The sequence below is a fragment of the Actinomadura darangshiensis genome (assembly GCF_004349235.1).
Classification (GTDB): Bacteria; Actinomycetota; Actinomycetes; order Streptosporangiales; family Streptosporangiaceae; genus Spirillospora; species Spirillospora darangshiensis.
Genome location: NZ_SMKY01000318.1, coordinates 1 through 10,023 on the forward strand (window position 1 = coordinate 1; position 10,023 = coordinate 10,023).

Genomic DNA, 10,023 nt, shown 5'->3' on the forward strand with positions numbered 1-10,023 from the left:
GCCGCGGGGATGGCGGTCGCCGCGGGCGGCTACCTGCTGATCGCGGGCTGGCCGGCCGACCTGGCGGACGCCTCGTACGGGCCGCTGCCGCGGATGGACGTCGACCTCGTCGTGACCGGCCTCGGCCTCGGCCTGGTGATCGCGCCGGTGTCGTCGGCGGTGCTGGCGTTCGTCCCGGCGGCGCGGCACGGCGTGGCGTCCGCGGCGGTGGTGGTGGCGCGGATGATGGGGATGCTGCTCGGCATCTCGGCGCTGTCGGCGTGGGGGTTCTACCGGTTCCACGCGCTGACGGCCGATCTGAAGCCGCCGCTGCCGTTCCTGATGTCGAAGGACGAGTTCGCGCGGCAGATGAAGGTCTACAACGCGGCGCTGCGGGACGCGCTGCGCGCCGAGTACCAGGAGATCTTCTGGATCACGGCCGGGATGTGCGTGCTCGGCGCGCTGCTGGCGCTGGCCGCCGGGGCGCGGCGCGGCCCCGGCGACCGGGACGGTGGCCGAATCCGGTCATCGCCCCGGCATATCGGGCCCGATCTGGGAAATGATTCGGCCAGAGGCGATGTGCCGATCAGCAGACTCGGGAATATCCTGGGAAAAGAAGGCTAAAGGCCTCTTGCCGGGAGGGCACTCCCCGGGGAGGTGAACGCAGATGCGCAGGTCCGGCATCGGCCGCGGAGGCACGCCGCTCGCCAGGGTGCGGCGTCGCTGCGGCATGGAGCACAACGAGCTGCGCCGCCGGGTCGACCGCGTCCAGCGGCTGGTAGCGCTCGGCCTCCTCCTGCTGCTGCTCGGCGTCGCGCCGCCGCTCGCCGCGTGGACCGCGTCCTGGTCCTACGCCGCGGGGACGCGGGCCGAGAACGCGGAGCAGGCGAACCGCCACCAGGTCGTCGCCACCGTCACCTCGACCGGCGGCATCGGCTCCTCCGGCGACCGCTACATCCACGAGACCGTCCAGGCCAGCTGGCCGGGCGCGGACGGCAAGCCCCGCGTCGGGACGCTGCCGACCTGGAAGAACGCCAAGGTCGGCGCGCACCGGACCATCTGGGTCGACCGGCAGGGCGAGCCGACCGTCCGGCCCCGCCCGCACAGCCGCACGGTGACCGACGCCGCCTACGCCGCGGGCGCGACCGTGCTCGGCTGCGCGCTGCCGATCCTGATCGTGTACGGGCTCGTCCGCCGCCGCTGCGACCGGCACCGCGACGAGCTGTGGGAGGCCGACTGGGCCCGGATGGACGCCGCCGGCCACAACCCGCGCTCCTGACGGTCAGGGCACGAGGAGGGCGCGGGCCGTCTGGACGAGGGTCGCGTTGTCTCCGGCGGGGGAGCCGTCGGGCAGGTCGAGGGTGTCCTCCAGCCCGATGCGGACGTCCAGGTTCAGCCGGACGGCGAGCCGCAGCACCGGCCAGGCGCCGCCGTCCTCCCCGTGGAGGAGGATCGGCCGGGAGAGCCGGGTCCCGAGGTCGTGCAGGAGGTCCTTGGCGGTGCCCGTCGCGGTCTCCGGGTCGCCGTCGGTGACCTCGGCGAGGATCCGCAGCACGTGGTGGGCGTGCGGCCAGCGCAGGAACCGCTGGGCGGCGTCGGTGCCGGAGAAGACGCCCGCCTCGATGGCGACGCCGCGCTCGAACAGGGCCTCCGCGACCAGCTCGGCGCCCTCCTCGTGGAAGTTCACCGACGCGTGGTCGGGCAGGACCGTCCAGGACCGGACCAGCGCGGCGCGCTCGACCGGGTCGGGGGCCGTCCAGGCGCCCGTGGTCACCCCGACGTGGATGGACGGCGTCGCCGCGCGGACGGCGGTGACGGTCTCGGCGACGTGGAAGGCGTCCAGGGTGTCGGCGCCCGCGTCGTCCCGCGGGTGCAGGTGCGCGTCCTCCGCCCCGACGTCGGCGGCGGCGCGGACGGCCGCGGCGATCTCGTCCGGGGACGTCGGCACGCCCTCGGTCCGGCTTCCGTTCGGGCAGACCTGGAGCATGATCCGATCATCTCAGGTGCGGATCAGGGGGTGATGACGCAGGGGCCGCCGCCGCACACGTCCACGACGGTGCCGGTCTTGAGGAACGCGGCCTTCTGCCTGCGCGCGTCGGCGTTGCCGCGCGGGTCCGAGTGCGGGTCGCGGCCCGCCGTGGGAGGCGTGTTGGTGAGCGGCGGGACGGGCGAGCCGCTGTCCCAGACGACCATCGCTGAGCCGTCATGGGACGAGCCGAACGTCGGGATGCCCCAGTAGGGCACCTTGTCGGGGCTGCGGCCGGGCGTGACGGTGGGCGCGTGGATGCGGGCGCCGATCGTGCGGGCCTCGACCTCGGCGGCGACCGGCGCGACCTGGTGGTCGCCGAACGCGACGTGCATCAGCACGCGGTGCGCGGGCGTGTTCGGCAGCGGATCGCCGGTCATGTGCGCGGCGTAGCCGTCGGCCTCGCCGCGGTCCCACAGCATCTGGATCAGCGCGAGGCCGACCTGCTGGTCGAGCTTGTCCGGGTAGAACAGGTCGAGGACCTTCGCGTACTGCGGGAAGTCGGCGCTGCGGTTCAGCAGCGTGCTGTAGTTCATCGCCGGGACGCCGAGGACGGCCCGGCGGATGTCGGGGGACACGGCGGTGAGCGCGCCGCCCATGATGCCGCCCTGGCTGTTGCCGTCGTAGGTCAGCTCCGCCTTCGTGTCGATCACGGGCCGGCCCGCGTCGTTCTGGAAAGCCTTGTTCGCGGCGAACCCGCGGGTCATCGCGCGTCCGAGGAACGTGAAGTTGACCAGGCTCTGCTGGAGGCGGTCGGCGACGGTCCGGAAGCGGGTGAGGTCGGCGAGCGCGGACACGACGTTCGGGACGTCCTCGTCCGCCATGCCGATCCACTTGGTCGCGCAGAACATGAAGCCGTGCTCGGCCGCCATCGCCTTGACGTTGCCGGCGTCGACCTCGCCCTCGCTGCCGAGCAGGCCGTGCCCGTAGAGGGCGGGACGGGCCGGGTCGGTGAGGGCCGTCTTCGGGATCTCGCACTGGAACGGGACGGCCTGGGAGTTGCCGGGCAGTTGCGACGGCATGCCGTCCTTGCCGCGGTGCAGGGACGATCCGGGCAGCCCGCCGTACTGGTCGAGGTAGCTCGGCGCCCAGACGATCCCCTTCACCTCACGGGCGATCTTGTCGTCCACGTCGTTCGTCACCTGCGTCACGAAGAACGAGGGCGAGCCGTCGCCGAGCTTGCGGAGCGCGTCGTCGCGCATGTGGAGGATCGGCCCGGCGAGGCTCTGCCTGCTGGCGACGGTGAAGTCCCAGGCGAGGTAGAGGCCGTCGCGGCCCACGCCGTGGGCCTGGAGCGCCGCCAGGACCTTCTTCTCCGCCCGCTGCCGCTTGGCGAGCGGGTCGCCGGAAGGCAGATCCGGCCCGAGGATCTTGGCGAACGCGGCGTTCGGCTCGATCGGGTTCCCGGACGCGTCCCGCAGGTTGCGCAGCGCGACCGCGTAGTGGTGGCCCTCCCGGAAGTTCCGGGCCGGACGGACGATCAGCGCTTTCCGGTCTTCGGGCGCGTTCGCGTCCAGTTCCGCCCAGTACGGCCAGCGCTCCCCGGTCGCGGTGTCCACGATGACGATCGGGGCATCGTCGTGGAGCGAGGCGCCGATGTCGGTGATGGGCGCGGCGCCGGTGCGGGCCAGGTCGACGCCGGGCACCCGGCTGAGCAGCATCGAGCCGGGGGAGAAGCCGTCCGCGCGGTTCCACTCGTCCGGCGAGACGGGGAGGCCGAGCGCGTTCTTCAGCGTGCCGCCCATGTGGACGCGGCGGCCCGTCGCCGTGCCGCCGTCCGCCACCGAGTACCAGTCGCTCGGGAACGGCAGCAGGCACGCGGCCGGGTCGATCGGGTCGCAGCCGTCACCGGTTCCGGCCGCCGCGGGCGGCGCCGGGGCGGTGAGGAGCGCGAGGGACGCGGCGAGCGCCGCGACCGCCGACAGGGTGCGCTGGGGGAAACGCAACGTCCACCTCCGCGGGTTCCGCCGGGTCTCGGCGGGACCGTTAGCGAGATCTTGGTCTCGCGCGGGCCGCAGATCAATGGGCGTCCGGATCCGGCCAGACGAAGATCACGCACGGTGATGTTGCGGGCGCGTTAAATCTTGCGGCGTGACGGTTTCGTGTCGGCCGTGGGGGATGATTCGGAGGCGATCTCGGGTGATAGTAGGCGGGTTGCCTGATTCGCCGCCCGAAAGGAACGTTCCATGAAGGCCGTCCCCGTCATCGACCTGACCCCCTGGTTCCACGGCGGCGCGCGGGAACGGGCCGAGGTGGCCGCCCGGGTGGACGCGGCGCTGAGCGAGATCGGCTTCCTGGTGATCACCGGCCACGGCGTCCCGGCGGCGGACCGGGCCGCGATCCGCGCCGCCGCCAAACGGTTCTTCGCCCTGCCGGAGGAGGCCAAGCGCGGCTACGCGGTGACGGTGGGGGAGCGGGGCTGGCTGCCGCCCGGCGTCGAGGCCAACGGCTACGCCGAGGGCACGCAGACCCCGCCCGACCTCAAGGAGACCTTCGCGGCCGGCGCCGACCGCCGCGTCGGCGACCCGCTGTTCGACGACGAGTGGTTCCTGCCGAACGTCTGGCCGGGCGAGGTCCCCGAGCTGGAGACCCTGCTCACCGGCTACCTCGCCAGGATGAAGACGCTGTCGGACGAGCTGCTGCGGCTCTGCGCCACCGCCCTCGGCCTGCCGGATGCGTTCTTCACCGGACGCGCCGGCCACCCGTCCTTCACCCTCAACATCAACCGGTACCCGCCGATGTCGCAGCTCGGCGAGCCCGAGCCGGGCCAGTTCCGGATCGGCCCGCACACCGACTTCGGCACCGTCACCGTCCTGGACCGGCAGGACGGCGTCGGCGGCCTGCAGGTCCACTCCGACGAGACAGGCTGGGTGGACGCCCCCTGGGTGGAGGACTCCTTCACCATCAACGTCGGCGACCTCCTCGCGCACTGGACGGGCGGCCGCTGGACGTCCAACCGGCACCGCGTCCTGCCGCCCGACCCGAGCGCCCCCGACGAGGAGCTCGTGTCGCTGGTCTTCTTCTACGAGTGCGACCCGGACGCGCGCATCGAGCCGATCGCCCCGCCCATCGGGCGGCGCGCCGGCGGCGAGACCGTCCGCGCCCACGACTTCCTCCTCGAACGCCTCAACGCCATCACCATCGGCTGACCCCCGCACGTGCCGAACCCCCGCATCTGAGAGGCCCCCATGACCGAGACCAGGGAACCGCGGGACGTGGCCGGCATCGTCGTCCGGGAGGGCGAGTACGGCGACCGGGTCGCCGCCGTCGAGCCCGGCGGCGCCGGTTTCATCCCGCTCGACCAGCGGCACGGCCGGCCGCACAAGCTGTTCTGGACGTGGGCCTCGCCCAACCTGGAGTTCGCGACGGTCTTCCTCGGGGTGCTCGCCGTCGCCGCGTTCGGGCTGACGTTCTGGCAGGCCACCGCGGCGATCGTCGTCGGCAGCGGACTCGGCGCGGTGACCCACGGCATCCTGTCGGCGCGCGGCCCCCGCCACGGCGTCCCGGAGATGGTGCTCGGCCGCATCCCGTTCGGCCACCGGGGCAACATGCTGCCGTCCGCGATCAACTCGGTCGCGGGCGGGGTCGGCTGGTTCGCGGTGAACAGCGTCAGCGGGTCGCTCGCGCTCAACACGCTGACGGGGATGCCGAAGCCGCTGTGCCTCGCCATCGTGGTCGCGCTCCAGGCGGGCGTCGCGTTCTTCGGGCACAACCTCGTCCACACCTACGAGCGGTACGCGTTCCCGGTGCTCGCGGCCGTGTTCGCGGTCACGTCCGTCATCATCCTGGCCAAGGCCGACTTCGGCGCGCCCGCCCCCGCGGGGTCGGGACCCGGCGGCATCGGGGCGTTCCTCATCGTGGTCGGCGCGACCTTCGGGTACGCGGCGGGCTGGAACCCCTACGCCGCCGACTACACCCGCTACCTGCCGCCCGCGACCAGCCCGCGCACGGCCGGCCTGTCGGCGGCGCTCGGGATCTTCGCGGGCTGCACCGTCCTGCAGATCGTCGGCGCCGCGTCGGTGACGCTCGGCGGCAAGGCCCTCGCCGACCCGACCGGCGCGTTCACCGGCCACCTGCCGTCCCTGGTCGCGAACCTCACCCTGCTCGTCATCACGATCGGCGCGATCGGCGCCAACGCGATCAACATCTACTCCGGCTCGATGTCGTTCGTCGCGACGGGCATCCGGCTGCCGCTGCCGGGGGGCCTGCAGCGCGCCCTGGTCGCCCTCGCGTTCGGCGCGGTCGGGCTCGTCGTCGCCTACTTCGGCCTGGACGACGCCGGCCACGACTACGAGGCGTTCCTGCTGGTCATCGCCTACTGGATCGGCCCGTGGCTCGGCGTCGTCCTCGCCGACATGCTGCTGCGCCGCCGCTCCCCGCTCGCGGACGAGGCGATGGAGCGGATGATGTTCGACACCCGCCACCGCAGCTGGGCGGGCCCGGCGGCGATGGCGGCGAGCGTCGTGATCTCGGTGTGGCTGTTCTCCAACCAGGAGAAGTACGTCGGAGTGGTCCCGGAGGCGCACCCGTCGTTCGGCGACATAACGTTCGCCTCCGGTTTCCTCCTGGCCGCCGCCCTCTACCTGCTACTGCGCAAACTCCCCGGCTTCCGCCCGAACGGCTGAGCCGGCCGCTTGCCGGCACTGGTCGGGCCGTAGGAGTGCAGGACGACCGGGGTTTGCAGGGCGTCCTCGATCGTCTCCGCCGGCGGCCCCAGCGGCGCGTAGACGGGGCGGGCCTTGAGCAGGCGTGCGGTCAGGGCGGCCTGGCGGTGCAGGTCGGGCGGGCCTGTCTCCAGCCGCCCGACCTGTTCGCCGTCCATGTCGTAGGACAGGCAGACACGCAGGTCTGGACGTGCCCCCGCTACGTCCAAGTGCGTGACCGCCAGGCCGTCCACGCCGCCCGTCACGTCCAGCGCGTACCGGAGCGCGACGGCGTCGAGGTGGCCGGCGCGGAACGCGCCCTGCCAGCGTCCCGTGCCGTTGTGCGGGTCGGGGAGGTCCGCGGTCAGCGCCGGGTCCTCGGTGACGAACGGGCCGGGGCCGTGCCGGGTGGCGTACGCGCGCAGCACTCCGAGCCGCGCCGCCGACGCGCCCGCTTCGGCCAGCAGCGTCTCGGCGTTCGCGAACGTCGTCGTCGACCAGGTCGTGTACGGGTGGAAGCCGTGCCACTCGTCCAGCAGGACGCCCTGGGCGCCTTCGAACACCACGTTCCCGGTGCGGAGCAGGCCGTGGAGGTGGCCGGCGCCGACGATCCGCACCCGTTCGGCGAAGGCGGTGAAGGCGTCGGCGCAGGCGTCGGCATCTGGCGCGTCCTCGCCGTCCGGGAAGGTGTCGCGGTACCAGTCGCGGACGGCGGCGAGGCGGCGCCGCAGCCGAAGCGGCGACAGGCAGTCGCCCACGCGGGGCGCGTCGCCGTGCGCCAGCGCGTAGGACGCCGTCTCGCCGATGCCCATCCCGCACGACCCGTGCCGGGCCGCGCCGCGCGCCGACTCCCGCGCGCGGTTGGCGGCCCGGTGGTAGGGGGTCGTGAGCAGCGCGTCCCGGTCGGCGGTCAGCCGGTCGAGCGCGTCGGGCACGCCCAGCGCGCGGAGGTGGCCGGCCTCGGCGGCGAGCGCCAGCGGATCGACGAGCATGAACCGCGACAGGTGCGTCCGGACGCCCGGCGTGAACGTCCCCGAGCCGAACTGGGCGAACGTGTGGTGCCGCCCGTCCGGCGTGACGACGTTGTGCGCCGCCTGCGCGCCGCCGTTGAACCGCACGACCGCCGTGACCTCGGTTCCGGTGCAGAGGTGGTCGACGACCGTGCCCTTGCCCGCGTCCCCGAAGCCGAGGTCGACGACGATCACGTGGCCCATGGGATCAGAGCCGGGTCGTCGCGGACGGGGCCGGCGCGTCCAGGCCCGCCGGGGCGGACGAGACCGCGACGGGCGCGCGGGACGCGTCCAGCCGGGCGAGCGCGCGGGACACCGAGGCGCCCGCGTCCGAGCCGGCCTCCGCCAGGTGGTCCAGGCCCTCGTCGAGGTCGATGGCGTCCTCGGCGAGGCCGATGGTCAGCGCGATCGTCTCGCAGACCGCGTCCAGATCGTCCAGGTAGAGGACGTTCTGACCGAGGAGTCCCTGCCAGAAGTCCTTCAGCTCGCGGCTGCCTGCGTGGTAGGCGCCCTCCGGGATGATGAAGTACACGTCGTACATGCGCTGCAGCTCGCGGACGACCTCGGCGACCGGGACGTCCTCGTCCGGCTGCCCGCCGACGACCTTCGCGATCTCGTGCCGCTTCGCCTTCGGGTAGGCCAGCTCGTCCCCGATCATGAAGAGGTAGCCGCGCTTGCCGCGCTTGTCGAAGCAGTCGATCGAGGTGTGCCGGGCCATGAAGTACATGGCGAGCTCGTACGACTCCCGCATCTGGCCGCCGCCCCCGCCTTCGAGGAGGATCTTGCCGAGGTCGTCGTCCATCCGGTTGTCGGCCTCGAACTGCCCGACCTGCAGCGGCGCCCGGTCGCAGGTCGCGTCGCCGACCGCGCCGAACAGGATGTGCGGGTGCTCGACGTACCCCTTGCGGAGCAGCAGCCCGAGCAGGTCGGGGAGCTTGGTCTGCAGCGTCCGCGGCACGGTCCCCATCGAGCCGGTCACGTCGAACAGCACGCCGATCGCGAGCGACTCGGGGTGCTCATCGGAGTCCCGGCTCTCCCGGACGGCCACGCCGCGCGGGTCGAGGTCGGCGTGGACGGCGGTGGCGCCGCCGTCGGAGTAGGCGAACGCGCTGGCGCCGGTGGACGCGCGGTAGCTCGCGCGGGCGGCGTAGACGTCGGTGGACCAGTTTCCGCTTCCCATGATCTCTCTCCTTCAGCGGGTGACGGGCAGGTGGAAGGGCCGGAAGCGGCGCGGGCCGTAGAGCCGCTCCAGCAGCTCGTCGAGTTCGGCCAGCAGCCGCCAGGCGTCGGCGGGGCGCCGGTCCTGCGCCGGCAGCATGCAGCCGCGCGCGAACGAGCGCATCGCCTTGGGCGCCTTGTCGCCCATGAGGTCGGTGATGCACCGGGTGGCCATGTAGAGGTCGGTCGCCGGGGTCGCCGGGCGCCGTCCGGGCACCTCGGACGGGTACCAGCCGGCGTACCGGTCGACCATCGCGGGCACGCGGCCCGAGGAATCGACGTTCGCGTAGCAGCCGGGGACGGAGTAGCACCAGTCGACCAGGACCAGGCCGTGCTCCTCCGGATGGATCAGCACGTGGTCGGGGAGCACCGCGCCGTGCAGGACCCCCGCGCGATGCGCGAACCCGAGGCCGACGAGCAGCCGCCGCCACATCCAGGCCGCGTCGCGCGGGTCGACGCCGTCCGGGAACGCGTGCTTGACCGCCGTCAGGCTGTGGAACCCGTCCAGGCCGGCGACGACGTTGACCTGCCGCTGCGCCCCGGTGGCGGCGTCCCGGTGCCGGAACGACTCGACCAGCCGCGGGACGTACGGCAGGAACTTCCCGTCGCCGTCCTTGGGGAGCTGCCGCAGCGCCACGGCCTCCCGTTCGAGCAGATCGCTGTCATGCGGGTCGCGCGGCATCTTCAGCAGCACCGTCCGGCCAGGGCCGGGAGCCGAGCCCGGCCGGCCCCTCCGGGCGGCATGTCCGGACTCCGGCCGCGCCGTGTACAGCTCGGCGAGGTCGCCGGCGATCGGATCGCCCTCCAGCCGGTAGGCGTGCCGGCGCGTGGTGATCGTCGTCGAGTCGCCTCGGTTGTAGGTCCGCCAGAGCGCGTTCAGCCTGATGAACGCATCACGGGTCCGGCCCCCGGTCGCGTCCGGATGGACGAGCCGGGCCAGCCGCCGGTACCGGCGCGCCGCCTCCGCCTCGTCGCCGCCGAACAGGTCGGCGGGTACCCGCACCCGGTCGAGCCGGGCCAGCGCATCGTCCAACTCGTCCGACATCATTCGCACCCCCTCCAAGTGATCGCGCTCCCGGCCCCCACGGCTCGCCTTGCTCATCGGATCTCCTCCTCGTGGCTGGGACGGAGGAGGGCGGGGTGGAGG

Annotated in this window: 8 protein-coding genes and 1 pseudogene; 4 read left to right on the forward strand and 5 right to left on the reverse strand. The window is 73.3% G+C overall.

Going from position 1 to position 10,023, the window contains the following annotated elements; translation table 11 throughout:
- Positions 1-603: pseudogene (locus E1293_RS39600) on the forward strand (hypothetical protein); the annotation flags it as partial.
- A gap of 43 nt (positions 604-646) precedes the next feature.
- Entirely contained in the window at positions 647-1,258 is a 612-nt protein-coding gene (locus tag E1293_RS39605) for an Rv1733c family protein (protein ID WP_132204058.1), read from the forward strand.
- Between the two features lie 3 nt (positions 1,259-1,261).
- On the opposite strand, the gene E1293_RS39610 is transcribed toward E1293_RS39605, so the two are convergent.
- Both E1293_RS39610 and E1293_RS39615 read right to left on the reverse strand, forming a co-directional pair.
- On the reverse strand, positions 1,262-1,966 hold the full coding sequence (locus tag E1293_RS39610) for a 3-keto-5-aminohexanoate cleavage protein (protein WP_132204060.1): 705 nt from the start codon (positions 1,964-1,966) through the stop codon (positions 1,262-1,264).
- Between the two features lie 23 nt (positions 1,967-1,989).
- Entirely contained in the window at positions 1,990-3,951 is a 1,962-nt protein-coding gene (locus E1293_RS39615) for a hypothetical protein (protein WP_132204062.1), read from the reverse strand.
- A 240-nt stretch (positions 3,952-4,191) separates the two neighbouring features.
- On the opposite strand from E1293_RS39615, the gene E1293_RS39620 reads away from it, so the two are divergent.
- Both E1293_RS39620 and E1293_RS39625 read left to right on the forward strand, forming a co-directional pair.
- On the forward strand, positions 4,192-5,154 hold the full coding sequence (locus E1293_RS39620) for an isopenicillin N synthase family dioxygenase (protein WP_132204064.1): 963 nt from the start codon (positions 4,192-4,194) through the stop codon (positions 5,152-5,154).
- Between the two features lie 39 nt (positions 5,155-5,193).
- On the forward strand, positions 5,194-6,630 hold the full coding sequence (locus E1293_RS39625; protein ID WP_132204066.1) for a purine-cytosine permease family protein: 1,437 nt from the start codon (positions 5,194-5,196) through the stop codon (positions 6,628-6,630).
- On the opposite strand, the gene E1293_RS39630 is transcribed toward E1293_RS39625, so the two are convergent.
- The 3 genes from E1293_RS39630 to E1293_RS39640 are packed head-to-tail and all read right to left on the reverse strand — an operon-like array spanning position 6,585 to position 9,978.
- A complete protein-coding gene (locus E1293_RS39630) occupies positions 6,585-7,862 on the reverse strand; it encodes an adenylosuccinate synthetase (RefSeq protein ID WP_132204068.1) in 1,278 nt (425 codons plus the stop codon). The genes E1293_RS39625 and E1293_RS39630 overlap by 46 nt on opposite strands.
- A gap of 4 nt (positions 7,863-7,866) precedes the next feature.
- Positions 7,867-8,838, reverse strand: a complete 972-nt coding sequence (locus tag E1293_RS39635) for a hypothetical protein (protein ID WP_132204070.1) — start codon at positions 8,836-8,838, stop codon at positions 7,867-7,869.
- 12 nt (positions 8,839-8,850) lie between these two features.
- Positions 8,851-9,978 (reverse strand): molecular chaperone DnaJ, encoded by a 1,128-nt coding sequence (locus E1293_RS39640; protein WP_243717256.1) that lies wholly within the window; start codon positions 9,976-9,978, stop codon positions 8,851-8,853.
- Positions 9,979-10,023 lie beyond the last annotated feature (45 nt).

Excerpts from the sequence above, each read along its gene's own strand:
- E1293_RS39630 (WP_132204068.1), bottom strand. The coding sequence starts at position 7,862 with ATGGGCCACGTGATCGTCGTCGACCTCGGCTTCGGGGACGCGGGCAAG.
- E1293_RS39610 (WP_132204060.1), bottom strand. The coding sequence starts at position 1,966 with ATGCTCCAGGTCTGCCCGAACGGAAGCCGGACCGAGGGCGTGCCGACG.
- E1293_RS39605 (WP_132204058.1), top strand. The coding sequence starts at position 647 with ATGCGCAGGTCCGGCATCGGCCGCGGAGGCACGCCGCTCGCCAGGGTG.
- E1293_RS39625 (WP_132204066.1), top strand. The coding sequence starts at position 5,194 with ATGACCGAGACCAGGGAACCGCGGGACGTGGCCGGCATCGTCGTCCGG.
- E1293_RS39620 (WP_132204064.1), top strand. The coding sequence starts at position 4,192 with ATGAAGGCCGTCCCCGTCATCGACCTGACCCCCTGGTTCCACGGCGGC.
- E1293_RS39640 (WP_243717256.1), bottom strand. The coding sequence starts at position 9,978 with ATGAGCAAGGCGAGCCGTGGGGGCCGGGAGCGCGATCACTTGGAGGGG.
- E1293_RS39635 (WP_132204070.1), bottom strand. The coding sequence starts at position 8,838 with ATGGGAAGCGGAAACTGGTCCACCGACGTCTACGCCGCCCGCGCGAGC.